The following is a 25,659-nucleotide window of genomic DNA, read 5'->3' on the forward strand; positions in this document are numbered from 1 at the left end:
CGCAGACCAAAGCCGCGTCTTTAGGCGTCTTCAGCATCGCTGCGTGTCATGATGACTTCGCGGATGATCTGCCAGCTGCCTTCTTCCAGCACAAAATCAATGCTGAGCGATATCAGCTGATACCGCCCGGTGGCGTCGTTCCTGCGGCTGACAATGATGTGCCCACGCGTGTCGTCCGCTTCGACCAGATGGTATTTCACCCAGGGATTCTCATCTTTCAGAACGCCCATGTTATCTTTGATAAAGGCCATGAAGCCTTTTTTGTCATTGCGCATCAGCGTGCCGTTGTTCAGCAGCAGATAGGTCTGCATGTCGCTGTGATACAGTTTGTCCAGCACGTCAAAAGAATGCCCCGAGACGCCATGTATCAGACCGTCCAGAGTTTCCCGGACGGCGGCAGCATTCGGGTGGGTTTCAGACATAGTCATATTGGTTCTCCCTGCTGATCCGGTGTTCCGGGCACATGCCGGTCATTCCGTCGCGTAGTTGCTGAACATATCCAGTACGATCCGCCACGGCGCCTCTTCGTCATCCCGTTCAAGGACGTAGATGTATGACCCTTCCAGCGCGAAACCCTGGCTTTCAACGGACGCCCGGGTGACACCTTTCATAACGGCCTGGGTGCCGTCGTCTGAGATAAACAGGTCTTCGATCGTGTGAGAGAGCGCACCTTTGTGCTCAGCCATGAAAGTGATGGTCTGACGCGGAACCCCGTCACGCCCACGGGCCGGACGCGCAGCGGGAGCAATCCAGTAGACGTCCTCGTCATAAAGAGCGATCAAACCCGCCGCGTCATGGGTCGCGGCCAGTTCATTGAAGCGGTCATTGAACGCTTTCAGGCTTTCACGGGCTGTGGTCTGAGCAGCTGTTTCGGCGACAGCTGGTGACGCCAGACAGACAATCACGGCAACGGCAGAGAGGGCGGATGTCAAGCGCATGAGCTTGTCCTTTCAGGTGGTTACAGGAATATCAGGTGGTGGTGGGGCGGCGCCTTATGCAGCGCGGGTTCCCCTGATCGGATAGTTGTTTTCCGGGTTGCGGATAAAGCGAAGCCCGGCCAGCAGAGTTCTGAGATCAGGCCGTGCAAACGGAGCATTCGAGATATCTGTGACCTGGACCTGCCCGTTCGCATTCACCACAAAAATACCCGGTTCGGCAAAAGGCCGGTCTGTTTCCTCAGGGGATCGCGGGTCCGACAAATAAAGGCCAATCCGGTGCATCTGATCGACGCTCAGATCAAAGCCAACCGCATAGCCGGGCTCAATCAGTGCGAGCTGATCACGGGCTTTGTCTTCAGGATCAGCGGAGACCGCGATGACATCCACACCAAGCGCGTGGAACTCCGGCAAAAGCGTTTCCAGCTCTTTCAGATAGGTCGTGCACATCGGGCAATGCGCACCGCGATACACGACGACCATCTGCCAGTCGTGGCCGCCCTGTGGCTTACCGAGTGTCAGTTCTGCGCCGTCCGGTCCGGAAACCCTGATGTCCGGGAACTGTGCCCCCGCTGGTGTCTTCAGAGATGTCATTTTCGCATCCTTGTGTTTTGTGTTGATCGTTATAAAATACACGGAAAGCGAAACGTCAAGGTATTTTGTAGTGAGCGATACAAAAAAAGCAGGCCGCCCGAAAACATTCAGCCGCGACGATACCCTGGCCAGGGCTGTCGGTGTGTTCTGGAAACAGGGATATGAAGGCGCATCAATGAAACTGCTGACAGATGCGATGGGTATCAACAGCCCCAGTCTTTACGCAGAGTTCGGCGACAAGCATGGTCTCTATCTGGAAGCGATCAAAAGTTACGCGACCAACGATGCCTGCACGCCCCTCGTTGCGCTGGAAACGGAGCCCGACATCCGAAAAGCTGTGCGCGCGTTCTTTGACGCCGTCGTCGACTACTCGACGCATCACGAAAGCGGTGCCAAAGGGTGCTTTCTCGTTTCCTGCGTGGCAACCAGTGCGGGCCATGTGGAGGGCACAGCCGGGATGCTGCGCGACGCCATCACATCAACGGACGCCCGTATCAGAGCCCGTTTTGACCATGAAATCGCAAAGGGCACCCTGCCCGCTGATTTCCCGAGCGAAGACCGCGCAAGGCTTCTCTTTGATCTGCGCCAGGGCATGGTGTTCCGGGCGCGCGCCGGTTTTGCCGATACCGATCTTTCAGGCGACATCGAAAAATATGTCCAGGCCGTGCTGGCGGATCCCGAAAGCTGAGCTTGGCTTTGGTATCCCGGGGTCCGCGTTACGGGCCCCGGGATCAGAGAGAATACCGTTATCAGCTGCACGACAACGAGCGGCCCGGTCCTGAAGTCTGTTCCTGGCCGACGAGTGCACAGCTGGTGGGCCCGCTATGAGTACAGACCCGCCAGTTTGCCCCTCAGACTAACCAGTGCCAGCACAGTATCGATTGTGGGTGTCGGGGTGTCTGTAATACGGCCAAGCTCACGCACTGAACCGACCAGCGCGTCGATCTCCATAGGGCGCTGCTGATCGAGATCCTGCAGCATCGATGTCCGGTGCGCCCCCACCTCTGCGCCGCCCCGGATCCGGCGATCCACATCAATGGGGAACCGGACGCCGAGTTTTTCCGCAATGGTCTGCGCCTCAAGCATCATATTGCGCGCCACCTCACGCGTGCCAGGCTCCGTGCACAGCACATCAAGCGTTGCATGGGTCAGTGCAGAGATGGGATTGAACGACAGATTGCCCCAGAGTTTGACCCAGATTTCATCGCGGATTTTGGGGCGTACCGGCGCTTTCAGCCCGGCAGCGGCCAACGCCTTTGACAACGCCAGTGCGCGCTCCGATTTTGATCCGTCCGGCTCTCCAAGCGAAAACCGATTGCCCTCAATGTGTTTGACAACACCGGGTTCGACGACCTCAGCCGCCGGATAAACCACGCAGCCCAGAACGCGGTCCGGGCCAAAACCATCCCACTGCGCGTTCCCCGGATCGACAGAAGCCAGACGCGTGCCCTCAAGATCGGTACCGATTTTGTGGAAATACCACCAGGGCACGCCATTGACCCCGGAGACAATCGTCGTGTTTTCCCCGATCAGCGGCTGCATGTGCGGCACAACCGCTGGCACGGAATGAGCTTTCAGCGTGACGACTACATAATCCTGTGGTCCGAGGTCCGCAGCCTTGTCAGAGGCCGTCACCTTTACCGTCGTCTCGCCGGTCTCCTCGATCAGTCGGAGCCCGTTTTCGCGCATAGCAGCCAGATGAGGGCCGCGCGCCACGAGGCTGACATCCGCCCCCGCTTCGGCCAGTTTCGCGCCCATATAACCGCCGATAGCTCCGGCGCCAAAAATACAGATTTTCATAATGCGCCCTTACCCCAAACCCAGTTTTTCAGCGAGGCCGATGCGCTGCAGCTTGCCGGTGGCCCCCTTCGGGATCTCGTCCAGGATCAGGACTTTGCGCGGCACCTTGAAAGCTGCGAGGCGTTCGGCGGCAAAATCGCGGATTTCCCGGTCTGTCGCGTTCTGACCGTCCTTGAGCACCACTGCGGCACCGATCTCCTCGCCCAGCTTGTCGTGCGGGATGGCAAACGTAACGCATTGCCCGACAGCCGGGTGATCAGACAGGATACCATCCACCTCCAGCGGACTTACCTTTTCTCCGCCGCGGTTGATGATCTCCTTCAGACGGCCTGTGAGCGACAGATATCCCTCGCTGTCAAAGGTTCCCTGATCACCTGTCCTGAACCATCGCTTTCCCGCGGCCTCAAAGAAGTTCTTCTCGTTGGCCTCCGGGTTACCCTCATAGCCTGGTGTGACATTCGGCCCGGAAATCGCAATTTCGCCAATCCCGTCGATCAGGCGGTTTTCGCTCTCATGTGCAATGCGTACTTCCGGCCCTGCGGGCAAACCCACTGCCCCGGGTTTCTGACGCCCCGGTTCAATCGGGTTGCAGCACATCTGGTGTGCAGCTTCGGTCATGCCGTAGGCTTCGACCACCGGTGCGCCAAACGTATCGGCCAGTTGTGTCATGACCGGACCCGGGAGCGACGAGGAAGAGGAACGCAGAAAGCGCAGCCTTGCGTTCGCAATAACTTCCGCATTGCGGGGTGCCCGTGCGAGGATCGCCTGATGCATCGTCGGCACTGCCGTGTACCAGGTCGGATTGACCTCTTCGAGCCAGCCAAAGAACTTCAGTGCGTCAAACCCGGGGGCACAACTGATCGACGCACCAGCAGCCAGCGACGCCGAAACAGCGGCGACGAGCCCATGGATGTGAAACAGCGGCATCACGTTCAGGCAGCAGTCTCCGGCAGTGAGTGCGAGAGAAGCGCGGATGTTTTCGGCAGAGGCGGCAACATTTGACTGCAGCAGCGGGACAATCTTGGGCCGTGATGTCGTACCGGAAGTGTGCAGGATCAGCGCGATGTCATCTGCCGTGGGCTCAGTATCAGGAGCAGCTTCTGCGTGGGGCCCCGAAAGCGTGAACATGCCGGCGGGCTCAACAGCGGTCAGTTCGATAACCGCCAGACCGAACCGGTTCGCGGCGGCACGCGCGGGGCCGTCATAGCCTGCCTCAACAATGATCGCCCGCGCTTTGAGGTCTTCGAGGTAGAAGGCGAACTCCTCTTCTTTGTACGCGGGGTTCAGCGGCGCGGTAGTTGCGGATTGCGCAACTGTAACAAAGGCTGCGGCCATTTCGGGACCGTTTGGCAAAACGATCGCAACCCGGTCCTGCGCGCCAACGCCCGCATTTCTGAGCGAGGCGCGAACGCTTCCGGCAAGTTTCCTGAGTTCTCCGTAGTTCATCCAGTCCCGGCCCGGCGCGCCGATCGCCGGTGCGGCGTCAGGATGCGGTTGAATCAGGTGTGCAAGTGTCGTCATTGGTATTCCCCGTGAATTTTCGTGCTGGCGCGCGCGCCGTTTTTCTTTGACCTCAGGCCGCGGACGCAGTGCGCTTTTTGCGCAGCAGCTTCATCGCAGGCAACAGTATCAGAATGATTGCGACAACGGTAATCGGTCCCGCAATGGGCCGGGTCAGAAAAATCATCGGATCTCCGGATGACAGGAGCAGTGATTGCCGCAGAGTAGGTTCCGCAATGGGGCCAAGGACAATGGCGAGAACGGCCGGCGCGAGAGGATAGTCGAATTTGCGCATGAAGAACGCTGCAATTCCGAAAATCACGATGAGCCAGATGTCATGCATGCTTCGGGCTGCCGCAAAACCGCCAATGATCGAGAGCACAAAAATAAGCGGCGCGAGGATCGTGAACGGCATCCGCAGCATCCAGATAAAGAGCGGTATGAACGCCAGGTTGATCAGGAGCGCCGCAAGGTTCGAGATGTAAAATGAGCCGATCAGCGCCCAGACAAACTCGCTTTCATCAATAAAGAGGCGCGGGCCCGGGGTCAGACCCCAGATGACCATCCCCCCAAGCAGGATCGCCGTTGTGGGCGAGCCCGGAATGCCCAGTGTCAGCATCGGCAGCATGGATCCCGTGGAGGCCGAATTGTTCGCCGCCTCAGGTGCGGCCACACCGTCAGGCGTACCCTGACCGTATTCCTCCGGCACTGGGGGACACCATTTTGGCCACACCGTAAGACATCAGCGAACCGGGCGTCGCGCCTGCCGCCGGCAGAATACCGACGAAAAACCCGATGAACGAACCGATCCACGTGCCTTTCCAGCCCCGTCGGATAGCCTCTTTGGTGTCAGAGGTCATGCCGCGCACGGTCATTTTTGGATTGGTTGTGGTGATCTCGCCGCGCGTCTGTTCGATCGTCCACAGCATCTCGCCGATCCCGTAGACACCGATCGCCAGGACGATAAAGCCAATGCCGCGCAGAAAGCCCGGGATATCGAACAGAACAAGACGCGGCTCGCCCGAAATGGTGTCGAAACCTACCGTGGCCAGCACCAGGCCGAAGCAGATAGAGAAGATCGTTTTAGGGATATCGTCGCCGCCGAGACCCACAAAGGTCGCAAAAGCCAGCAGCATGAGCGCAAAGATCTCCGGCGGACCAAACGAAAGCGCGAGGCCGGCAAGGATGGGGGCAAAAAGAGTGAAGAAGACGTTGGCCACTGTCCCGCCGATAAACGAGGCAATGGCCGCCGTCACCAACGCAAGGCTCGCGCGGCCTTTCAGCGCCAGCGGCCTGCCGTCAAAAGTGGTCGCGACGGCAGTAGATGCGCCCGGAATGCCCAGCGTGACCGATGAGATCGCCCCGCCGTACATTGCGCCATAGTAGATCGCCGCAAGAAAGATGATCGCCGATGCGGGAGGCACCAGAAAGGTGATTGGCAGCAGGATCGCAACACCATTGACGGACCCCAGCCCCGGCATAGCGCCGATGAAAAGCCCCACGGTGACACCGATCAGGATCAGGAAAAGATTTGCCGGTGCCAGTGCAAGCAGCACGCCGTCCGTGAGAAAACTCAAAACTTCCATGTGAAAATCTGCCCGCCCGCTGTCAGTAAATGATGTCGTACATCACGTCGAAGAATGGCTGCGTGAATGGCATCCCCTGCGGCATCGAAATCAGCATCGCCGCCTCAAAGAAGAAGAACAGCCCGACCGGCAGGCCGATCGATATGGCCAGCGTCAGCCACCACGAATGCCGCCCGAGAAACCGCAGATAATAAACCAGAAACAGCGCTATGGCACCGTACATGGAAACCACGTTGATGAGCGCGACAAATCCGACAATGCCGCCCCCGACATGAAGCACGGTACGCCAGCCGAAATCGTCCATCAATGGTTCATCCGACTGTGCGGCGGGGCTCGTGCCCCGCCACCAGTTCCAGCCGATCGCAATGCAGCTCAGGAGCATCCCGAACGAGAGCCAGAAAGGCCAGAAACCGCCTCCCGGGCCCTGCCCGCTGATGTAACCGATGGGAAGCTCAGTGCTCTTCCACATCAGATAGAGTGAGAAGAGGGCAAGCAGACCCGCGAGTGATATTTCGCCCTGACGCATGATGCCCTCCTCCCCGTTCAGGCTCAGCTTTCGCCTGCGATTGCGTTGAGCAGTTTACGGTGGTTTTCGACCTGCACGGACCAGTAGTCACGGGTCTTCGCTTCATCCATCGGCAGCGGTGACAGGCTCTCGGAGACGAGATAGTTCTGCCATGCATCGCCATCATAGACCTGGCCAAAGACGTCGCGGTAGTAGGCAGCGGCCTCAGCAGACATACCCGGAGCACCAACGATCGCGCGCTGGTTATAATACGAGAAGTCGTGACCCTTTTCCTTCATGGTCGGCACATCAGGATACGCAGGCATGCGCTCATCAGAGAAGGCCAGAAGCGGTACGAATTCCCCGGCTTCATAGAAGCCCTTGGCCTCGGCAGGGTTGTTCACGGTCGCCATGATCTGCTTGCCTGCGAGATCTTTCGCAACAGCGCCACCGCCGTCATAGGGGATGTATTTGATTTTCAGATCATATGCATCAGACATCGCCGCAATAACGATGCTGTCCTCCTGCCCGGAGCCGGTGCCGCCCATGACGAACTCACCATCCATCTCCTGAACTTTGGCAACGTATTCCTCAAAGGTGGTAATCCCGCTGTCGGCATGTACCCAGAGCACAAACGGATCCACTCCCATCATGGTGATCGGCGTGAACGTTTCCACATCAATCCCGAGTCCTTCCTGACGGATCGGCGTGGTGTAGAATGAGTTGAGCGTGACCATGATTGTATGGTCTGCGTCGCGGGCATCCTTCAGGTGCAGCAGCGCTTCAGCGCCCGAGCCACCGCCACGGTTGGTCGGGATCAGCGGACGGTTGGTCATGTCGTTGGCTTCCACCACCGACTGGACAAACCGCGCGATCTGATCTGCGCCGCCACCGGCACCGGCCATAATGGTAAAGTCAATTGGCCGCTTGGGTTTCCAGCCATCGGCGAGCGCCGAAAGGGGCATGGCAGCCATTGCAGTGCTGGCGGCAAGGCCAAGGAACAGTCTTTTCGAGAATTTCATTTGTAGTTCTCCTCCGATATGAGCCGGCGACCGGCCGTTAAAGTTGAAAAGTGGGTGGTAATCCGGGTGACAGTTCAGGTGTTGCTGCAGGTCAGTGGGCCATCAGAACGGGCATCTCCATGTGGTCGACAATCCGTTCCGTGTTGCCCCCAAAGAGCATCTCGGTTTCGTGGCTGTGGCTGTACGCGCCCGTCACCAGCAGGCTGGCTTCAATGGATTGCGCGAGATCAAGCAGGGCGCGTGCCGGGTCCGTTTTGTCAAACGTCACAACCGACGCTGAAATTCCCCGAAAGGCATAATATTCCTGCAGTTCTTCGGCAGTGGGTCCGTGCACCTGCACCTTGCCACCGGTCAGTATCGTGACTTTGTCCGCGGCCTGGACAACACTTAGGGAGGACGCCACAGCCCGTGCCGCCGGGAGCGAACCGTTCCACCCAACGGCCACATGGCGTGCGAAAGTCTCATCGGGGCGCAGTTCGCCGGGGCAGATCAGAACAGGACGCCCGGCTCCATAGAGCGCCGACTTCAGGGAGCTTTGCCCAAGGTTCCGCTCTTTTTGTGGCTTTGGCAGAACGATCAGGTCAGAAAGACGCCCCGCGTGTTTTACGACGTCGGCCATGCGGCCCGGCTCTTCGACAAAGGTACAGCGCGCCCCGCCTTCTGTGCCGTCTTCGGTCAGTCCATATTCGGCCGCAAGCCTGTGCAGAATGCCCCGCAGATGATTTTCCTGGCGCGTGGCCAGGTCGTTGGCCTGGTCCAGCATGGTTTTGCGCATGAACTCCGGCAATGGAACGCCTGTCGGGATCAGATCCTTCGGGCGCGGCCTGCAGTGGACGACCTTGACGTGGGCATCGTGTCGTTTTGCGATCTCGGCGGCGTGCGCCAGCACGGTCGCAACCATGCCATCTCCACGCACTGGAACGAGAATGGATCTGATCATTGATCAACACGCCCTTCTGTTTGCCATCAAACGTCAGGCACGTTCGCCGTGCCACAACACCAGGTTCTGTTATGCAGCGCCTTCAGCCTGCCCAACGCCCATTGATTTGGCTCAGCAATAATGTTGCGTCAAATTATTTTTTTCGGAAATATAGTTACCTATCAAATTTTCCTGTATTTTTAATCCCTTGTATTTAAATTATTTTTTTGCATGCAGATGTATACTGCGCTTTTGCACCAAAACCGACCGGATTGGTGATTCCTGCGCAAAAGCGTAGCATTCGCACACAAACAGAACGTGAGATGACTGCCGGCTCACACTTTTTGCTTGCAGAAGCGGTATCTTCTTATGGTGCGAACGAGCCGAAACCCTGTCCTGCAGGGACCGCACCATATGCGGGGCACGCCAGGTAACAATTCGCCTGTTCTGATGATCGGCCCGGGGCGCGTGCACGGTGATCCCGCACCGTTGGATACGTCGGATCAAATCAACCCAGAGCTCGCATTCCACTCAGACCGATGGCCATCGACGTGACGACATCCGCTCAGGCCTGAAAGCGGGCACCCGGGATACCGGGCCGGAAGCGCATGCTCTTTCTGAAACTCCCAAAAGCAACTTTGCCTCTGTCGGGGAATGATCAGTAGATTATCTCCTGAGTTGGTCAAAACGACCGATCAGCGTTTCCAGAACCGTTTACGCTTCGGTTTCAGGGCCTTCAGATGTTTCTTCAGATCGGTGAAGCCACCAATTCTGACACCATCGATAAAGATCAGTGGTGTCGTCGTGATGTGGTGCTTGTCTTTGAAGGCATCTGTTTCCCGGCGTGTCCGAAGAATGTGCTCTTCGATCTCAAAATTTTCCCGCCGGAGCAGGTCGCGGGCTGCTGTGCCAAAGCCACAGGTATAACCGGGCAGATCCATCCGATACAGAACCGCTTTGGGCATTCCGAAACCTCCTTTTGCCGTTCGCCGATGTCAGACTTTCCGGACTGATACGCAAGTTGAAACCGGTAAACTTATCGTTGGGACATCCCGCCTGGTGATGTTCCCAAGCTGGCTCAATCAGCGACTGTGTCGGGTCGCCAGATTTTCGCCGACAGCACAACTGCAGTGCTTCGGCCGTCAATGACGCAAACACAGTCGCTCATCCCGGATTTCAGAACGCCGGGTGGCACGCACCTTCGACGTGCAGGTCGCCGCAGGACCATTGGCAAAAGTACCTATTTTCAACCCCAGGTAGACGCGCTTAAGATACTGGAACAACAATAGTCTTTTTCACTTTCTATTTTCAGGAGACCCTGTGTTTTCAGCAGCTCATAAACTACCCAACAACAAACTGTATTTTTTCGAAGACGAAATGTACTGGCGCTTCGATCTTGGCGCGGGCAAGGCCGACCGTGGTTACCCCAAAAGAATTGCAGATCACTGGAAAGGTGTACCGCGCAACCCAGATGCGATCATCGAAGGTCAGGGCGACCGCGCCGACAAAGTCTATTTCTTCAAGGGCAGACGGTACTGGCGGTACGATCTGACGAAGCGCCGCACAGATCCCGGATATCCCCAGAACATCGCGACGCATTGGCCGGGTCTTTGGCCGCAGGGCGTGGATGCCTGTTTTCTGAATCCGATCAACAACAAAATGTATTTCTTCCGGGGCCGGCAGTACATCCGTTTTGATTTCGCAAAGGGTAAGAAAGACGACGGCTACCCATTGTCGGTATCGGCAAACTGGCGTGGTTTGCAGGGGCCCTTCGACGCTGTGCTGATGGGCACCGGCGACCGGAAGGACAAGGTGTATTTCTTTCGGGACCACCGGTACTGGCGTTACGATCTGAAAACGCACCGCACGGACCGGGGCTACCCCAAAGATACCAGACCGCTCTGGCCCGGTTTGGGTTTTTCAATTGCTGAACAGGCAATCCGCGCGTTCGAGCAAAAGTCAACGCCAGGCAAATGGCCTCAGCTGAGCCGCGCGATCCTGGCGCAGGAAATGCGCGATACTCTTGAAGACCCCTGGCGCATCAACCAGGCCAGCACCCCGATGTGCGGGCCTGCGTGCATTCTATACGGGCTGGCCAGCCAGCGTCCGCGCGACTACGTCCGGCTGGTTGCCGACCTCTACGACAAAGGCAGCCACCGGATGAAGACGAAAACCATGCGCCCGTCCGCGGATGTCATGGGATCGGCTGCAAGCCACGGCACACGTCAGGTGGACTGGCTGACGATGGCTGGCATGCGTGACGCCGCGAATGTCATTTTCACGATCGATGGCAACGAAGGCTGGTCACAGAATATCGAGCAGGGCATTGCCTTTCCCTGGGAAATAGAGGGGTGGGCAAAAGAGCTGTTGCGGCTGCGCAATGTGAAGGTCGACACCACCTTCGTCTGGGGCGACGAAGAGATTCTGCAAAAGGGAGATCTGGCGCACAGACGCGGCGGGATCAGCATCCTTCTGGTCGATGCTGCTATGGCGCGCAATGAGAGTGCCTTTCCGGCGGTTCCGAACCACTATGTCGTCTACGAAGGCAATCTTGATATTGAACGCCGGCCCTTCTGGCAGGGCGACATGTACCGTTTCAGGGTATGGACCTGGGGGACAAGGCCGCGCGGCATTGCCCAGAAAGACAGCCACTTCGACGGCAACATGTTCGGTGCAATCTATGGCGATCCGTAAGAGCCTGCGCTGAAGGAACGCCACAGTTTTTTCAGCAACCGCTGCCAGTGGCGCCGGCAGGCGGCACATCACAGGGTCCCCGCGCCCGCTGAAGGCGCGGGGACTGCACTGCGGTCTGCCCGCAACCCGCCGTACACACGGACAAAAATGACGATCGCGGCAAGCTGTCCCAGAACGACCGCAGGCCAGATGAGAGCAAACTGCGCGTCAAAAAACTTGTGCGGCCCAAAGGAAACGAGCGCCATGACGGCCGCCAGCAAAGCGAGGCAACGGCCAGTCGCTGTTGCAACTGGTTGCGCAATCACAGCGGACACAGCAACCGACATTGCCGCCCCCAGAAACGGCGCAATGCCAAAAAGCGGTGTCGCAACGGGCGGGTGCGGCCTGATGCCGGCGTACAGTGCGGACAGCATAGTGGCCTGCAGCATGATCAGCGTCACAAGTGCGGCGGTTACCTGGCGGTCAGTATGAGTCATTTCACTTCTCCAAAAGCGTATTTATGATTACGGTTGCCTATATCCGTAATTTTAGTTACGGATTGTGTCAAGCAGCGGGAGAAAGTTTGTTTTGCGTCAGGAAAAGAAAGCGCAGCGCCAGCTGCAGATCGAAAATGCCGCCTACGCAGTTCTGGAGGCCAGAGGGTACGAAGGCACGTCGATGCTTGGCATTGCCAGGCAGGCAAAGGCATCGAACGAGACGCTCTATAACTGGTATGGCGACAAGCAGGGACTGTTCCAGGCCCTCGTCACCCGCAATGCGGAGGAGGTGAAATCGCATCTGGAATCCGAACTGGAATCAGACAACGACGCTCTTTCCATTCTTGCCTCGCTGGGTCCGAAACTGCTGAAACTCCTGACCGGTGACAGATCCGTCGCCCTGAACAGAGCGGCTGCGGCAGACAGCACGGGCGAACTGGGTGCGACCCTGTCAAAGGCCGGGCGTGAGGCCGTTTTTCCTTTGCTTGAACAGGTCCTGAAACGCGCAAAGAACGAAGGGCAGCTGCACTTTGACCACGCCGGTGAGGCCGTTGGGCTTTACCTGGACCTTTTGATTGGCGATCAGCAGATCCGGCGGGTGATCGGCCGTCTGCCCGCACCCACAGGCGCCGCACTGGACGATCGGGCGGCCCGCGCCGTTGCACATCTGCGCACCCTGTTGAGCGACACGCCCACACCGGGTGAAAACCAGACCCCGCGCCATCAGACAGGAGAGACCCGGCATGAGCCCTGACCCCTCCCCGCTTTTCACCCCGCTGGAACTGCCGTGTGGCGCCGTGTTGTCCAATCGCCTTGCCAAAGCTGCGATGTCGGATTCACTGGGGGATGGCATGGGCAACCCGACAGAAACCCAAAAACGGCTTTACGAACGCTGGGCGGCAGGCGGCGTCGCCCTCTCCATCATCGGGGAGGTACAGGGGAACCCGAACTTTGCAGAAAAGCCGGGCAATCTAGTCCTGACCGATGACGCAAATCCGGATCCCTTTCGCGCGCTTGCGCAAAAAGGTGCCGGGCCTTCAACGCAACTTTGGCTGCAGCTGGGGCATGCCGGGGCGATGACCCACGCGCCAACCGGCACGCCGAAAGGGCCAACCGCTCTCGACCTGGAGGGATTGCAATGTGACGCAATGACCTTTGCGGAAGTCAGCGCGCTCCCGGACATGTTCGCGGGCACTGCGCGTCTGTCGCGCGACCTTGGGTTCGGCGGCGTGGAGATTCACGCGGCTCATGGCTTCCTGCTCAGTCAGTTCCTGTCACCCCTTTTCAACAGGCGCGGCGACGCTTACGGCGGCGCTGTCACCAACCGAATGCGTCTCCTGCTGGAGGTCGTCGAAGCCGTTCGCAGCGCCGTTGGGCCGACTTTCCCCGTCGGCGTCAAACTGAACGCGACTGACCAACTTGAAGGCGGGCTCATTCCGACTGACGCTCTGGAAGTTGTCGCTGCACTGGAGGTATCAGGCGTCGACCTCATCGACATCAGCGGCGGCACTTATTTCCCTGGTGCAGCCTCGGCATCTGACGCGACCGCGTCCGGCGTCTACTTCCTTGATTTTGCTGAAGCCGCCAGGACCAGAACCAGAATACCCCTCATGGTGACCGGTGGTTTCAAAACCCGGGACCAGGCCATTGACGCCGTCGTCAGTGGCAAAACTGATATTGTCGGTCTTGCGCGCAGTCTTGTTCTCGATCCCCACCTGCCGCGCCGCTGGCAGGCTTCGGATTTCCCGCGCTCCGGCGACATCACCTTTCCACGCTTTAATGCACCCCCTGAAGGCGGCATCACAGCCTGGTACACAATGCGCATGACCGAGCTTGGCCAGGACAGCGAAGGTCAGGACATTGACCTGCCCGCTGCGGTCAAAGCCTACAACGAACGCGACGCAGAACGCACATTGTTGTGGCGCAGGCGCTTTGGCTCCGGCGCAGGGTCCTGACCCTAGTTTTGTGCAGGGTGCCGCATCCGGGCGGCCGAAATTTTCAAACGGGCCCGGACACAGCACCGGCAGATGTAGGCACTTTGTGCAAGACCCCTGCTGACGCTGTCTTTTATGGCAGGCTGCCCACCAGATCGGTTGGCGGCGGTCAAACGCATTAGCCTGACGCGCTCGCAAAAGGAAATACACCGAAGACCGGGGGCCCCGATGCCACGCTTCACTCAGGCATGCTGAAGCCATTTGCAAAGACAATGTTGTTCAGACTGGTATTTGCAAAACGCAGCGGACGCGCCTCTGCATATGTGGCCGAATTATACCAGGCGTTCGCAGTTTCCATGTCTGCGAATTCGATGACAACTGTATGGTTGCCGGTCCAGTCGCCCTCGATGACTGTCGCCCCGGGACCGCCGACCAGCACCTTGCCCTGGAATTCCATCAGCGACGGTGCAGCCGCACTGCCGTAGTCGTTCATGAAGGCGTCCCAGTCATCTACCTGGATCTGGCCGATAAGATAGGCAGGTTCAGCCATTGCGATAAACGGTGTAACGGCAGCGCAGAAAGCGGCGAGGAAGAGTTTTCTCATGTGGTTGTTCCTTTCAGTTCGGAATGTGTTGCGTCGGTGGGAGAGCGTATATACCGTGCAAAATCGCCACTGAATGAGGAATAGCGCAGATCAATGGGCAATAATGCACATCCCGGAATTCCCTGGGCCGAACTGCCGATCTTTCTGGCACTGGCCCATGAAAAAACCCTCAGTGGTGCCGCGAGGCGACTGAACATTGATCGCACGACTGTCGCGCGCCGGATTGATACGCTCGAAGCCACGGTCGAGCGGGCCCTGTTCGACCGGGTGGATGGCCGGTTTGAGCTGACACCGCTCGGCCGCAAAGCCTTCGCGGCCGCTGAACGGGCCCATCAGGAACTGTCGTTCTTTGGCAAGCCGATGAGCACAGAACGCCACGCTATGGGCAAAGTGCGGTTGTCTCTGCCGCTGCAGTTCAGTCTGACCCTGGTTGAACCTCTTGCGCGGTTTGAAACCGAAAACCCGGACATCCTGCTGGAACTGACGGCCACCGACCGGATGGCGTCGCTGCGCAGGTACGAGACAGACGTCGCATTGCGCCTGAGCCGGAACGCGCCGCGCGACGTGGCGTCCTACGATCTCGGGGCGGTGTCATACCGCTACTATCACAGTGCGGACCGGGCACCCGATCTGAGCCGCTATATCACCTATCCAGGGGGATCGAAGGTCATGGCAGAGGTGCTGGACCTGTTTCCGGAGGCTCGGATTGTCATGTCCGTTGATGGCTTCATTCCGATGCGGGAATATATCGCGCAGGGCGTGGGTTTCGGCATCCTGCCCAGCAAACTTGGCGATGCCGATCCACGTCTTGTTGCGGTGTCTGCCCCCATTGCCGAGCACCAGCTCAGGCTCTGGCTGATCTGCCTGCCGGAACAACGACGCCTGCACCGCATTCACAAACTGGTACAGTTCCTGCGATCCGAACTGAAAAATGAAGCCCGGTAAGCTCTAGCTTTCCCTGAACACCGCCAGGATCAGGGAAAACAGACTGAACAGATCACGTTCCCTGCCAGGCACCTTTACGTCGATCCGGCAATGATCCTGCACAAAGACCTCTTCTGAAATCTCGCCCTCCGACAGCGCCATCAGTGCGGCATAGCTGGTTTGCAAAACGACGTCGGGTTCGGATGCCGGCCGGTAAGCGACAGACGCGGTGCCGTCCCCGGCCATCAGTTCCATCTCTTCGCCATCCACGATCAGGCTGGCCGAAACGCTGAGCCCCTCTGCAGAGACGCGTCGTGCCGCAGCACCCAATGTGACAGCGACGGTTCTCAGATTGCCGGGATCGACGATATCGTTCTCGGGCGGGAACTGCGCTCCGAACATCGCAATTTCGAAAATCAGGTTCTGCGTTTTGTGCCCCAGATCGGTCAGTTCGTAGAGGGTCGTTGCGTGCGGTCCGGAAGTTTTCCGGATGATGCCATCCTCAACCAGCTTCGCCAACCGCTCTGTCAACAGATTGGCGGCAATTCCGGTCAGCCCGCGCTGAAGGTCTGTAAACCGTGCCGGACCGGCATGCAGATCGCGCAGGATCAGCAATGTCCACCGGTCGCCGATACGGTCCAGACCCCGCGCAATCGGGCAGAGCAGTTTGTAGGATCGTGGTTTCGCCATCCTTGCCTCACAAAAACGTTACTTTATTTTTTAAAGTGTTCACTTTAGTTATCTTACTGCAATATGAAGCCGAGGCACCACATGTCAACACAGCCAAAAATCCTCGTCACCAGCGCCGCCGGAAAAACCGGGCTGCCCGTGACCCTCCAGCTTTTGCACAAGGGCGCGGACGTCCGTGCGTTTGTGCGCCGTTATGACCAGCGCGCCAGACGGCTGGAGCGCGCGGGCGCTGAAGTTTTTGTTGGTAATCAATACGATCTGACAGATTTGCGGGCCGCAATGCAGGGCATGCACCGCGCGTATCAATGCGCACCGACAGCCCCCAACGGATTGCACTTCAACGCGGCATTTACTGTGGCCGCCGCAGAGGCAAAACTGGAACACATCGTGACACTGGGCCAGTGGCTGTCCAGTGCGGACCATCCGTCGCTGTTTACGCGGGAGGTTTATATCTCCGATCAGCTGGCCCGCCTGTCTCCCGATACTACCGTTACATCCGTTGATCCGGGCTGGTTTGCGGACAATTATCTGATGGTACTCGATACAGCAGCACATCTGGGTCTGTTTACGATGCCGCTTGGGCCAGGCGACGAGAAAAAGAACGCGCCGCCATCCAACGAAGATATCGCGAGCGTCGCCGTCGCGGCACTCCTTGATCCGGAAGCCCATGCGCATTGTCATTACCGTCCGACCGGCCCCACACTTTTGTCGCCCAACGACATCGCCGCGGCGATCGGCCAGGCCCTGGGGCGCAGCGTCAGTTACGTGGATATTTCTGAAAAGATGATGACCAAGGCTTTGCGGGCACATCCTCCGGCTAACTATTCGGCCGCGGCGGTATCGCAGCTGGCAATTTACGCAGAGGAATATCGCCGCGGCAGCTTTGCAGTAAATGCGCCAACGCGGGATGTAGAGATGGTCGGCGGGCGCACGCCTGAGGCCTTTGAGGACATCGTACGGCGCTATGTTGCCGGGCAACCCCGGTACAAAACCAGTCTCAGCCGCAGGCTGGCAGCGATGGCCGGTTTCGTGAAGATACTGGCGACCCCGGCACTGGATCTGGCCCGCGTACAAAGCGACCGTGACTACGTCGCGCCCAGACAGCCCCGGTTCAGCCAGGACACCGAAGAGTGGGCACGTACACATGTCCCCCGTCCGGGCGCTGTCAAACGGCTCAAATCCGCCTGAACGCGCTGTCGCAAAGCTTAACCCGCAACACCCGGAGAACTTCCCATGTCTAACGTTGATGTCCTGAAAACCCGCAACCAAGACTTCGCACAACAATTCAGACAGGGCGACCTGGTCGCATTGCCAAAACTAGGCATAATCATCATCGCCTGCATTGATGCCCGGGTAGATCCGTCCGCGGTGTTTGGTCTGGAACTTGGCGACGCGGTCGTCATGCGCAACAATGGCGGCCGCGTCACGCCTGCCATCGTTGAGGAAATCACCGCACTCAGCTTTCTGGTGGGGCGGGTCACCGGCCAGGAAACCCCCGGTTTTCATATCGTCCTGATGCAGCATACGAAATGCGGGGCACAGCACTTCGCCAACCCGGAGTTTCAGGATCAGATCAGAGACCGGACAGGCATCGACGTTTCCGCCTCGGCAATCACGGACCCCGAGCGCGACTTACTGGTGGATATTGACCGTCTCAAAGATGCGCCGGGCCTTCACGGCGATCTGACAGTGTCGGCAATGCTGTACGACATCGAAACCGGTATCGCGCGCGAAATTGCCGGAACCACGTCCCTTGCCGATCTGCGAGCCGCCGGAGCTGCATAGTCGGGGCGTTTTTTTGCCCGCACCAGGCGGTTTTCACGCTGGCGGCGCAGGCATCAGGTCTGGCAGACTAATCGGCAGCACGGCGCATTGCCGCCATTTGCTGCACTTACTCAACCTGGATGGCATCAAAGGGCAGATAGAACCAGGCAGCGGTTGTATTGCAGGAAAACAGGGCTAGCATACCCGGGCAGATACAAGGAGTGATCCATGCTTCTCAGGTCGATGTGCCTTGCCCTTATTTTTTCCGTCGCACACCTTTTGCCCGCCCAGGCTCAACAGGGCCCGCCTGTGGTCACGGTTGCAAAACCCGTTGTGAAACAGATCGTTGAGGATGACGAATTCGTTGGCCGCTTTGGCGCCTCGGGCGAAGTCAACGTCCGCGCCCGTGTTTCAGGTTTCCTGGATAAGGTACATTTTGTGGATGGCAGCCTTGTTGAGCAGGGCCAGCTGCTTTTCACGATTGACCAGCGACAGTTCCAGACCGCTGTCCGTCAGGCCCGGGCACAGATCGCCATCGCTGAGGCAACGAACGACTTCACCACAGAACAGCTGGAACGCGCCGAAGCGCTTGTTGGCAATGGCACCATCCCGCAAAGTGTCGTGGATGAGCGCCGCGAAGCATTTCTTGCAGCGCAGGGGGCGCTCGAACAGGCCCGGGCGGCACTCGAACTTGCAGAACTTGACCTCGAATATTCAGAGATCCGCGCCCCGATTTCCGGCCGGATTGATCAGGCGCTCCTCGACCCGGGTAACCTGGTCGTGGCGCAGGACACGATGCTGACGTCAATCGTCGCAACGGACCCGATTTACTTCTTCTTTGATATCGACGAGCGCTATTTCCTCGCATATGCGCGTGATGCCCGTGAACGCGGCTCTGTTCTGCAGGAGGGTGCCGCCAATCTTGAGGTCCGGGTATCCGTGGCGGACCGGAGCATACCGTCCCAGACCGGCACGCTCGACTTTTCGGAAAACCGGATTGACCAGCAGACCGGGACAATGCGGGTCCGGGCTGTTCTGAGCAACCCGAACGAACTGCTGACGCCTGGGCTGTTCGGGCGCGTGAATGTGCCGGGCTCACTCCCCTATGAAGGCGTTCTGATCCCCGACGCGGCGATTGCGTCCGACCAGAACCGCCGCCTGGTGATGACCGTTGATGCGGAGGGCAATGTGACGCCCCGCGAAATTCGCCCGGGTCCGCGTATTGATGGCTACCGCGTTGTACGCGAAGGCCTCGACGGGTCTGAAACCATCGTGATCGAGGGGCTTGTGCGCGCGCGCCCCGGTGCTGTGGTAACGCCGGAGATGACCGAACTGCCATTGACCGCAGGCAACTGAAATGGGCCGCTTTTTCGTCACGCGCCCGATCTTTGCCATCGTCATTGCCGTCGTCACCACCATCGTGGGGATCCTGGCGTATTTCCAGTTGCCGGTGGAGCAGTATCCTGAAATCGCCCCTCCCTCCATCGTTGTCCGCGCGCAATACCCCGGCGCCGACGCTGCGACCATCGCAGCCACCGTGGCAACACCGCTGGAGCAGGAGATCAACGGCGTCGAAGACATGCTCTACATGTCTTCCTATTCTACCGCTGACGGCGCGATGTCGCTCACCGTAACTTTTAACCTCGGCACAGACCTCGACGCAGCACAGGTCCTCGTACAGAACCGCGTTTCGATCGCAGAACCACGACTGCCCCAGGAAGTCCGTGCACTCGGGGTGACCACGACCAAATCCTCTCCGGATCTGATGATGGTTATTCATATGCTGTCGCCAGACGAAACCTTCGATCAGCTTTATGTGTCGAACTACGCGCGCTCCCGCGTGCGCGACCAGCTTGTACGGCTGGACGGCGTGGGCGACCTGCAGATCTTCGGTGAGCGTGAGTTTTCAGCACGGGTCTGGCTGGACCCGGACAGGCTCGGGTCGCTGGGTCTGACGTCAGCGGATGTTGTCGCCGCGTTGCGGGAGCAGAACGTGCAGGTGTCGGGCGGGTCCCTTGGTGCGCCGCCCAACGAGACGGACAGCGCCTTTCAGGTCACGCTGACAACCCAGGGCCGCCTTGAGGACCCGCGCGAGTTCGGGCGCGTCATCGTCAAATCCACCGATGACGGACGTGTCGTGCGTGTACGTGATGTGGCCCGCGTTGAAATCGGCGCGCGGTCGTATGTGACAAATTCGTATCTCAACAACAGCCCGGCCGTCGCCCTCGGTATCTTTCAGCGCCCGGGCTCCAATGCCCTCGCTTCAGCCGAGGAAATTCTCGATGTTGTTGAAGATCTTTCGCAGGACTTCCCGCCCGGGCTCGAATACCGGGTGGTCTATAACCCCACGGAATTCATCGCGTCCTCCGTGAACGCAGTCTACCAGACCCTGTTCGAAGCGGTATTGCTCGTCGTCGCGGTTATCCTGGTGTTTCTGCAAAGCTGGCGGACGGCGATCATACCGCTTGTCGCCATCCCTGTTTCGCTCATCGGGACGTTCGCGGTGATGCTCGCGCTTGGCTATTCCCTGAACCTTCTGACGCTGTTCGGCCTCATTCTGGCAATCGGGATCGTGGTCGACGATGCGATTGTCGTCGTCGAAAACGTAGAGCGGAACATCGAAAACGGGATGTCCCCGCGCGAGGCCTCGGCCCGTACGATGGACGAGGTACAGAATGCCATCATAGGCACCACGCTGGTGTTGATTGCGGTCTTCATCCCGGCTGCACTCGTGCCTGGCATCACAGGTCAGTTTTACCGGCAGTTCGCGGTAACGATCTCGGTCGCGACAGTCATCTCAACGATAAACTCACTGAGCCTGTCCCCCGCTCTCGCTGCCAGCGTTCTGAAACCCGCCGGCGCGGGCCCTTCCCGCAATCCGGTCTTCGCCCTGATGACGCCGCTGGCAAATGGCTTTAACCGCGGTTTTGATAAACTCTCTGCGGGCTATGGAAGCCTCGTACGGGTTCTGGCCGGAACGGGCGGTATGCGCGCCATCGCGTGTCTTGTGTTCGCCGGATGCCTCGGAGCGACCTGGTGGATCAACACCAGGGTCCCGACCGGTTTTATCCCGGAGGCGGACCAGGGATACGCCATCGTGGTGGTGCAGCTGCCGGACGGTGCAGCGCTCGACCGGACAGACGCCGTAACCCGACGGGCGACCGAAATTGCGATGGAGACCCCCGGCGTTACGAATGCGGTGGCCTTCGCCGGATTTTCAGGTGCCACGTTCACGAATGCCTCAAACCAGGCAGTGATTTTCACGACCTTCGAAAGTTTTGAAGAAAGACTGGAGTCCGGCCTGACGGCCACTGCGATCGTCGGCAACCTCTTTGGCCGGATGCAGGCTCTGCGCGAAGCTTTCATCATCGCGATCAACCCGCCTGCGGTGCGTGGTGTGGGCAATGGCGGCGGCTTCAAACTGCAGTTGCAGGACATCGAATCTGCGGAAATGAACAGAGTTTTGCAGGCTGCCTATGGTGTTATGGGCGCGGCCGGGCAGTCTGACAAAGTGCAGGGTGTCTTCACGACCTTTTCGGCAGGCTCGCCGCAGTTGTTTCTTGAGATTGACCGGGTGCGCGCACAGATGCTCAACGTGCCCATCGGCGAAATATTTGACGCGCTCTCCATTAATCTGGGGTCAGCCTACGTCAACGACTTCAACGCCTTCGGCAGGCTGTTTCAGGTGCGTGCACAGGCGGACGAGCCATTCAGGCTGGATACGGACGATATCCGAAGCCTGCGGGTGCGCTCGGCAACAAACGATCTGGTCCCTCTGGGCACGCTGATCAGCATCCGCGAAACGGCCGGGCCCACACTGGTACAGCGTTACAATCAACAGGTTTCCGTGCCCGTTCAGGGCTCGGCGGCCCCGGGTGTTTCGACAGGCGCTGCCCTTCTGGAAATGGAACGGCTTGCAGAACAGGTCATGCCGCCCGGACTGGATTATGAATGGACAGAGCTTGCGTTGCAGGAGCGCAACCAGGGCGACACGGCGGTCTACATCTTTGCGTTCTCAGTCCTCTTTGCCTTTCTGTTTCTCGCCGCACTTTACGAAAGCTGGGTGCTGCCTGTTGTTATCATCCTGATTGTACCACTGGCGATGCTGGGGGCGCTGGCGGGCGTGATGCTGCGGGGTATGGACAATAATATCCTGACCCAGGTCGGACTGATTGTGCTTGTGGGGCTTGCGGCAAAGAATGCGATCCTGATCGTTGAATTTGCCAAACAAGCTCAGGAAGAACGCGGTATGTCGGCGCTGGATGCAGCGGTGGAGGCAAGTCGCCTGAGGCTGCGGCCCATTCTGATGACTGCCTTTGCTTTCATCCTGGGTGTTCTCCCTCTCATGATTGCCACCGGCCCCGGCTCAGAAATGCGCCAGGCGCTCGGCACGGCAGTCTTTTTCGGGATGAGCGGTGTGACGTTCCTCGGCCTTTTCTTCACGCCCGTGTTCTATGTCGCATTGCGCAGCATTTTCCCGGGCCGCGATGTGAAAGCGGAAGTTTCTGAGTAGTCTGAACAGCAAAGTACGGTGCCGAGGAGAGCACATCCTGGCGGAAGGATGCAGCTTCCGCTCTATGCTTTGCTAGAAAGCGTCAATCAGCAGACACCGGAGTGAAAGTGCTCAGGCGCGCCTTTGGCCGGCGGCAGGGTGGCAGGATACGCTGCGCGGTTCCTCACATTGGAAGAGGTCACGCTGGCCGCCCGTCAGACGCATCAGTTTCCGCTGCCACCTGCCCCTTTTACAGCTGCCGCCCATCGTCTTTCAGTGCACTCAGGGCACCCTTCAAAAACCCGATGTTCTTGGCCCGCCTGCGCTTTGAGAAAAGCATATCAGGCCCGAGCAGCCGAAGAACTGCGGACCCCAGCGTGTTCAGTTTGGGCCGGGGGTGTCCGTATTTGCCCAGCGCGTAAACACGTGAACGGGCCAGGTGATAAGCCTTGAAGGCAGCCACCTGCGGCAGGCGCGGAGACCCATGCCCGCTGAGATGGACCACCTTTGCATCATGGCAATACATCAGCGGCCCATGTTCACGCAGCCTCAGCGACAGGTCATCATCCTCGTGATACATAAAGATCGCGGGGTCAAAGCCGCCGATTTTCTCAAAAAGAGCCCTGCGGCAGAAGATAGCGGACCCTGCAAGAACCGACACTTCGGCATCGGCAGTGGGCACTGGGCCCCGGAGCCGCTCTGTTGGCCTGAGTTTGGAGCCACGCCGGAAACTCTGTCGCCCTGAGCTGTCAAGAATGCGCGGATTGAAGCCACTGGCGTTCTCATATTCCCGCGCAGCTTTGAGGAAGCCCTCAAGAGCACCGGGCTGGAGTTCTGCATCCGGATTGAGGAACAGCAGAAACTCCGTTTCCGCCCTGGCCGCACCCTGGTTGCAGGCGGGACCAAAGCCTGTGTTGTCCGCATTCAGCAGCAGCGTGGCGTTATGGTCATCCGCCAGTTCCTGCAGCGCAGCCGTATCCTTCGAGGCATTGTCAACGAGGACAACGGGGGTGCCGTCGGGCACGCTTTTCAGCATGGCCGGAAGGACGCCAAGGCTGTTGTAACAAACGGTGACAATGGTGACGTTATCGGTCAAACGCTGATCCTTCCCGCAGACTGCAGCAACAGGTTCCGGTCACAGCCGCACTTTCCACCGCATGCGTTGCTGCTTCCCGGATACCCGCAGCTGGTTTTATCCTTCGGCGATGAGACGCCGGTACACCGCCGTGATGGCCTCGGCTTCATGTTCAATCTGGTGCTGATCGATAACCTTCTGTCGCGCCGCCTTCGCCATGGACTGACGCAGCGCAGTGTCGCTCATCAGCTTGTCAGTGGCAGAGATCAGTTCCGGAAGATCCTCGGGCGGCACGAGCATCCCGGTCTCGTTCGGGGCCACCAGATCTTCGAAAGCCCCGACGCGGGTCGCGACCACAGCGACACCGCAGGACATCGCCTCCAGTGGTGTCAGCCCGAACCCTTCCCACCGCTGGGGGGCCACGTAAATGTCGCTGGCCTGGAACCATGGCGCAATTGTAAAACCCTTGTCTTCCGGCAGAATGCGCAACCGGTCCCCCAGGTTAGCCGCCTCAATCCTCGCTTTCAGATCGTCTACAAAGGACTGCTGTTCGCGTGTCACGCCGCCCATGATGATCCCCTGAGCCGTCGGGTGCCGCGGCAATAGCTCAATCATGGCATCCACGAACAGGTCGGTCCCCTTCTGCGATCTGATACGGCCAAAACACCCCACGATCAGCGCATCAGGATCAAGCCCAAGACTGGACCGCAATGCGGCGCGGTCAGTGGGTGGCGAAAACTCCTCCGCATCAATGCCGTGCAAAACAACGGTGGCGGGCACCTGCAGATAAGATTTTGCCTTGCCGGAGGCTGCAATAACCGCGTCCATCCGGCGAATGAGCCAGCGCGAATATTCTCCTCTGCGCCGCTGGGCGGCTGAGGTGAAAACCAGCTTGAGCCGTTTGCGCAGGACGAATTTCAGCAGCACACCGGCGAGCATTTCGATGTTCCGCCGCGCATGCCAGACGCGATACCCGGACGGACCCGAGCGTGACATTAAAAGAAGCCGGGAGAGCGGGAACTGCGGGATATCATCCGGCAGCACGGGGCCGGTGGTCGCAATCGCGATCTGTTTGCTCTGCACCGGCACAAGCCGGAACACGGTCGAGGAAACGCCCGAATACCGCCGTTTGAGGTTTGGGGCGATGACGTCGATCGCGTCAGTGTCCACCTGCATGTCTGAAACCTGTTTGCCTGATCAACTGAAAGATTTTTTGCTGTATACCGAAGGGTCCTTGGGAATGCTATCGTGTACCCTCACCCATCGCTGCACCCCCGGGCCGTTATGCGCCTGGTGCAGCGCCGGCCGCTTCCGGAAGCCCGGAACTAGCCGGATGGGCTGGTGTTGCCCCCATACCCAGCCAGCAGACCGGCCCATTCCTCTTCTCGCCAGTGCATGGTCCCCGCACCTTTCGCCGTTTTTCTCAGCGAACGCAGCAGCCGCTCCAGGGTGGCTTGCTGCCATGGGCCCGGCTGGCGCTTTTCACATTTGTCAAAGTCGATGAACCAGACCCTGCTGCGCGTATCCAGCAGGATGTTGCGGCAGTTCATATCCGAATGAAAAACACCGTGGTCGTGCAGTTTCCGGATGGCGGATCCGATGACGCCCCACAACTCCGCAGAAACCGGCCCTTCGCTCAGGACATCCTGCAGTGGGCTGGCGTGCGGAATACGCTGTGTGATGATGTCCGCGCGGTAAAAAAGACCGGACGGAACAAACTGTGCAGCCACCGGCAATGGAACGGGCAAACCTTCGGCATGCATTTCGCTCAGTAGATCGAATTCGCGCATAGGGCGGCTGTCACCGGCGCGGACACGAAGAAACAGGTCACGGTTCACCCGCCCGACGAGGCCCCCGCGGTGAAAGTGGCGCAGCACCATATCACGTCCGGCAAAGTGGAAAAAATGCGCACTGCTCCTGCCCTTGGTGTCACCACGCCACACACCGGCTGAGCGCAGCCAGCTCTCATCAAAGAGCCCTGGCTCCATCGGATCCAGTACGTCTGCGTCATAGCGGATCACAGAACCGTTCAGGTGAAGGTCTCTGGCCATCATTCCAACTGCTCCGACAACGCGCGACAAAGAGGACTGTGCCCGTCAGATAGGCTGATCCACGTCGCCCCACAAGCAGACCTTAACCATTATT

The 25,659-nt window shown here is 58.9% G+C and carries 24 protein-coding genes and 1 pseudogene; 9 read left to right on the plus strand and 16 right to left on the minus strand.

Going from position 1 to position 25,659, the window contains the following annotated elements; translation table 11 throughout:
• Positions 1-20: 20 nt before the first annotated feature.
• Genes ACZ1HA_RS13225 through ACZ1HA_RS13235 form a run of 3 tightly spaced genes read right to left on the minus strand, consistent with a single transcriptional unit; the run spans position 21 to position 1,529 of the window.
• Entirely contained in the window at positions 21-428 is a 408-nt protein-coding gene (locus ACZ1HA_RS13225; RefSeq protein WP_472714222.1) for a hypothetical protein, read from the minus strand.
• A 42-nt stretch (positions 429-470) separates the two neighbouring features.
• Positions 471-938 (minus strand): YybH family protein, encoded by a 468-nt coding sequence (locus tag ACZ1HA_RS13230; protein ID WP_375230097.1) that lies wholly within the window; start codon positions 936-938, stop codon positions 471-473.
• Between the two features lie 54 nt (positions 939-992).
• The gene (locus ACZ1HA_RS13235; protein WP_375230096.1) at positions 993-1,529 is read right to left on the minus strand and encodes a redoxin domain-containing protein; all 537 of its coding nucleotides are present in this window, start codon (positions 1,527-1,529) and stop codon (positions 993-995) included.
• Positions 1,530-1,599: 70 nt separating this feature from the next.
• Between ACZ1HA_RS13235 and ACZ1HA_RS13240 the strand changes: the two genes are divergently transcribed.
• The gene (locus ACZ1HA_RS13240; RefSeq protein ID WP_472714223.1) at positions 1,600-2,217 is read left to right on the plus strand and encodes a TetR/AcrR family transcriptional regulator; all 618 of its coding nucleotides are present in this window, start codon (positions 1,600-1,602) and stop codon (positions 2,215-2,217) included.
• A gap of 134 nt (positions 2,218-2,351) precedes the next feature.
• Here ACZ1HA_RS13240 and ACZ1HA_RS13245 read toward each other — a convergent pair whose 3' ends face one another.
• The 7 genes and pseudogenes from ACZ1HA_RS13245 to ACZ1HA_RS13275 form a co-directional block, all read right to left on the minus strand.
• Complete coding sequence (locus ACZ1HA_RS13245; protein ID WP_472714224.1) at positions 2,352-3,329, minus strand: 2-dehydropantoate 2-reductase; 978 nt, start codon at positions 3,327-3,329, stop codon at positions 2,352-2,354.
• A gap of 9 nt (positions 3,330-3,338) precedes the next feature.
• Positions 3,339-4,850 (minus strand): AMP-binding protein, encoded by a 1,512-nt coding sequence (locus ACZ1HA_RS13250; protein ID WP_472714225.1) that lies wholly within the window; start codon positions 4,848-4,850, stop codon positions 3,339-3,341.
• Between the two features lie 52 nt (positions 4,851-4,902).
• Positions 4,903-6,415, minus strand: a pseudogene (locus tag ACZ1HA_RS13255) (tripartite tricarboxylate transporter permease).
• Positions 6,416-6,437: 22 nt separating this feature from the next.
• Positions 6,438-6,941, minus strand: a complete 504-nt coding sequence (locus tag ACZ1HA_RS13260) for a tripartite tricarboxylate transporter TctB family protein (protein WP_375230092.1) — start codon at positions 6,939-6,941, stop codon at positions 6,438-6,440.
• A 23-nt stretch (positions 6,942-6,964) separates the two neighbouring features.
• Complete coding sequence (locus tag ACZ1HA_RS13265) at positions 6,965-7,942, minus strand: Bug family tripartite tricarboxylate transporter substrate binding protein (protein ID WP_375230091.1); 978 nt, start codon at positions 7,940-7,942, stop codon at positions 6,965-6,967.
• Positions 7,943-8,033: 91 nt separating this feature from the next.
• Entirely contained in the window at positions 8,034-8,882 is an 849-nt protein-coding gene (locus ACZ1HA_RS13270; protein ID WP_375230090.1) for a universal stress protein, read from the minus strand.
• Between the two features lie 674 nt (positions 8,883-9,556).
• Positions 9,557-9,826 (minus strand): glutaredoxin family protein, encoded by a 270-nt coding sequence (locus tag ACZ1HA_RS13275; RefSeq protein ID WP_375230089.1) that lies wholly within the window; start codon positions 9,824-9,826, stop codon positions 9,557-9,559.
• 355 nt (positions 9,827-10,181) lie between these two features.
• Between ACZ1HA_RS13275 and ACZ1HA_RS13280 the strand changes: the two genes are divergently transcribed.
• Positions 10,182-11,555 (plus strand): hemopexin repeat-containing protein, encoded by a 1,374-nt coding sequence (locus ACZ1HA_RS13280; protein ID WP_472714226.1) that lies wholly within the window; start codon positions 10,182-10,184, stop codon positions 11,553-11,555.
• A 68-nt stretch (positions 11,556-11,623) separates the two neighbouring features.
• Here ACZ1HA_RS13280 and ACZ1HA_RS13285 read toward each other — a convergent pair whose 3' ends face one another.
• Complete coding sequence (locus ACZ1HA_RS13285; protein WP_472714227.1) at positions 11,624-12,031, minus strand: hypothetical protein; 408 nt, start codon at positions 12,029-12,031, stop codon at positions 11,624-11,626.
• A 91-nt stretch (positions 12,032-12,122) separates the two neighbouring features.
• On the opposite strand from ACZ1HA_RS13285, the gene ACZ1HA_RS13290 reads away from it, so the two are divergent.
• Entirely contained in the window at positions 12,123-12,785 is a 663-nt protein-coding gene (locus tag ACZ1HA_RS13290; RefSeq protein WP_472714228.1) for a TetR/AcrR family transcriptional regulator, read from the plus strand.
• Positions 12,775-13,986 (plus strand): oxidoreductase, encoded by a 1,212-nt coding sequence (locus ACZ1HA_RS13295; RefSeq protein ID WP_472714229.1) that lies wholly within the window; start codon positions 12,775-12,777, stop codon positions 13,984-13,986. Before ACZ1HA_RS13290 ends, ACZ1HA_RS13295 begins: the two co-directional genes overlap by 11 nt.
• A gap of 217 nt (positions 13,987-14,203) precedes the next feature.
• Here the strand turns inward: ACZ1HA_RS13295 and ACZ1HA_RS13300 are convergent, their stop codons facing one another.
• Positions 14,204-14,569, minus strand: a complete 366-nt coding sequence (locus ACZ1HA_RS13300) for a DUF1330 domain-containing protein (RefSeq protein ID WP_375230083.1) — start codon at positions 14,567-14,569, stop codon at positions 14,204-14,206.
• A gap of 93 nt (positions 14,570-14,662) precedes the next feature.
• On the opposite strand from ACZ1HA_RS13300, the gene ACZ1HA_RS13305 reads away from it, so the two are divergent.
• Positions 14,663-15,514 (plus strand): LysR family transcriptional regulator, encoded by an 852-nt coding sequence (locus ACZ1HA_RS13305; RefSeq protein WP_472714230.1) that lies wholly within the window; start codon positions 14,663-14,665, stop codon positions 15,512-15,514.
• A gap of 3 nt (positions 15,515-15,517) precedes the next feature.
• Here ACZ1HA_RS13305 and ACZ1HA_RS13310 read toward each other — a convergent pair whose 3' ends face one another.
• Positions 15,518-16,183, minus strand: coding sequence for a winged helix-turn-helix transcriptional regulator (locus ACZ1HA_RS13310; RefSeq protein WP_472714231.1), 666 nt, complete (start codon positions 16,181-16,183; stop codon positions 15,518-15,520).
• 81 nt (positions 16,184-16,264) lie between these two features.
• Between ACZ1HA_RS13310 and ACZ1HA_RS13315 the strand changes: the two genes are divergently transcribed.
• The 4 genes from ACZ1HA_RS13315 to ACZ1HA_RS13330 all read left to right on the plus strand — a co-directional run bounded on the left by ACZ1HA_RS13315 (position 16,265) and on the right by ACZ1HA_RS13330 (position 22,460).
• Positions 16,265-17,371 (plus strand): NmrA family NAD(P)-binding protein, encoded by a 1,107-nt coding sequence (locus tag ACZ1HA_RS13315; RefSeq protein ID WP_472714232.1) that lies wholly within the window; start codon positions 16,265-16,267, stop codon positions 17,369-17,371.
• 45 nt (positions 17,372-17,416) lie between these two features.
• Positions 17,417-17,968: a carbonic anhydrase gene (locus ACZ1HA_RS13320; RefSeq protein WP_472714233.1), complete on the plus strand. Its 552-nt coding sequence runs from the start codon at positions 17,417-17,419 to the stop codon at positions 17,966-17,968.
• 207 nt (positions 17,969-18,175) lie between these two features.
• Positions 18,176-19,303, plus strand: a complete 1,128-nt coding sequence (locus tag ACZ1HA_RS13325) for an efflux RND transporter periplasmic adaptor subunit (RefSeq protein WP_472714234.1) — start codon at positions 18,176-18,178, stop codon at positions 19,301-19,303.
• Position 19,304: 1 nt separating this feature from the next.
• Entirely contained in the window at positions 19,305-22,460 is a 3,156-nt protein-coding gene (locus tag ACZ1HA_RS13330; protein ID WP_472714235.1) for an efflux RND transporter permease subunit, read from the plus strand.
• Between the two features lie 229 nt (positions 22,461-22,689).
• Here the strand turns inward: ACZ1HA_RS13330 and ACZ1HA_RS13335 are convergent, their stop codons facing one another.
• The 3 genes from ACZ1HA_RS13335 to ACZ1HA_RS13345 form a co-directional block, all read right to left on the minus strand.
• Positions 22,690-23,535 (minus strand): glycosyltransferase family 2 protein, encoded by an 846-nt coding sequence (locus ACZ1HA_RS13335; RefSeq protein ID WP_472714236.1) that lies wholly within the window; start codon positions 23,533-23,535, stop codon positions 22,690-22,692.
• Positions 23,536-23,631: 96 nt separating this feature from the next.
• Complete coding sequence (locus ACZ1HA_RS13340) at positions 23,632-24,690, minus strand: glycosyltransferase family 4 protein (RefSeq protein ID WP_472714237.1); 1,059 nt, start codon at positions 24,688-24,690, stop codon at positions 23,632-23,634.
• A 149-nt stretch (positions 24,691-24,839) separates the two neighbouring features.
• On the minus strand, positions 24,840-25,565 hold the full coding sequence (locus ACZ1HA_RS13345; RefSeq protein WP_472714238.1) for a 3-deoxy-D-manno-octulosonic acid kinase: 726 nt from the start codon (positions 25,563-25,565) through the stop codon (positions 24,840-24,842).
• Between the last annotated feature and the right edge of the window lie 94 nt (positions 25,566-25,659).

Source organism: Roseobacter sp. S87 (assembly GCF_055693285.1).

Bases quoted from the DNA above. Each gene is read 5' to 3' on its own strand.
- ACZ1HA_RS13225 (WP_472714222.1), bottom strand. From the start codon at position 428: ATGACTATGTCTGAAACCCACCCGAATGCTGCCGCCGTCCGGGAAACT.
- ACZ1HA_RS13230 (WP_375230097.1), bottom strand. From the start codon at position 938: ATGCGCTTGACATCCGCCCTCTCTGCCGTTGCCGTGATTGTCTGTCTG.
- ACZ1HA_RS13235 (WP_375230096.1), bottom strand. From the start codon at position 1,529: ATGACATCTCTGAAGACACCAGCGGGGGCACAGTTCCCGGACATCAGG.
- ACZ1HA_RS13245 (WP_472714224.1), bottom strand. From the start codon at position 3,329: ATGAAAATCTGTATTTTTGGCGCCGGAGCTATCGGCGGTTATATGGGC.
- ACZ1HA_RS13250 (WP_472714225.1), bottom strand. From the start codon at position 4,850: ATGACGACACTTGCACACCTGATTCAACCGCATCCTGACGCCGCACCG.
- ACZ1HA_RS13260 (WP_375230092.1), bottom strand. From the start codon at position 6,941: ATGCGTCAGGGCGAAATATCACTCGCGGGTCTGCTTGCCCTCTTCTCA.
- ACZ1HA_RS13265 (WP_375230091.1), bottom strand. From the start codon at position 7,942: ATGAAATTCTCGAAAAGACTGTTCCTTGGCCTTGCCGCCAGCACTGCA.
- ACZ1HA_RS13270 (WP_375230090.1), bottom strand. From the start codon at position 8,882: ATGATCAGATCCATTCTCGTTCCAGTGCGTGGAGATGGCATGGTTGCG.
- ACZ1HA_RS13275 (WP_375230089.1), bottom strand. From the start codon at position 9,826: ATGCCCAAAGCGGTTCTGTATCGGATGGATCTGCCCGGTTATACCTGT.
- ACZ1HA_RS13285 (WP_472714227.1), bottom strand. From the start codon at position 12,031: ATGACTCATACTGACCGCCAGGTAACCGCCGCACTTGTGACGCTGATC.
- ACZ1HA_RS13295 (WP_472714229.1), top strand. From the start codon at position 12,775: ATGAGCCCTGACCCCTCCCCGCTTTTCACCCCGCTGGAACTGCCGTGT.
- ACZ1HA_RS13300 (WP_375230083.1), bottom strand. From the start codon at position 14,569: ATGAGAAAACTCTTCCTCGCCGCTTTCTGCGCTGCCGTTACACCGTTT.
- ACZ1HA_RS13305 (WP_472714230.1), top strand. From the start codon at position 14,663: ATGGGCAATAATGCACATCCCGGAATTCCCTGGGCCGAACTGCCGATC.
- ACZ1HA_RS13310 (WP_472714231.1), bottom strand. From the start codon at position 16,183: ATGGCGAAACCACGATCCTACAAACTGCTCTGCCCGATTGCGCGGGGT.
- ACZ1HA_RS13315 (WP_472714232.1), top strand. From the start codon at position 16,265: ATGTCAACACAGCCAAAAATCCTCGTCACCAGCGCCGCCGGAAAAACC.
- ACZ1HA_RS13320 (WP_472714233.1), top strand. From the start codon at position 17,417: ATGTCTAACGTTGATGTCCTGAAAACCCGCAACCAAGACTTCGCACAA.
- ACZ1HA_RS13325 (WP_472714234.1), top strand. From the start codon at position 18,176: ATGCTTCTCAGGTCGATGTGCCTTGCCCTTATTTTTTCCGTCGCACAC.
- ACZ1HA_RS13330 (WP_472714235.1), top strand. From the start codon at position 19,305: ATGGGCCGCTTTTTCGTCACGCGCCCGATCTTTGCCATCGTCATTGCC.
- ACZ1HA_RS13340 (WP_472714237.1), bottom strand. From the start codon at position 24,690: ATGCAGGTGGACACTGACGCGATCGACGTCATCGCCCCAAACCTCAAA.
- ACZ1HA_RS13345 (WP_472714238.1), bottom strand. From the start codon at position 25,565: ATGGCCAGAGACCTTCACCTGAACGGTTCTGTGATCCGCTATGACGCA.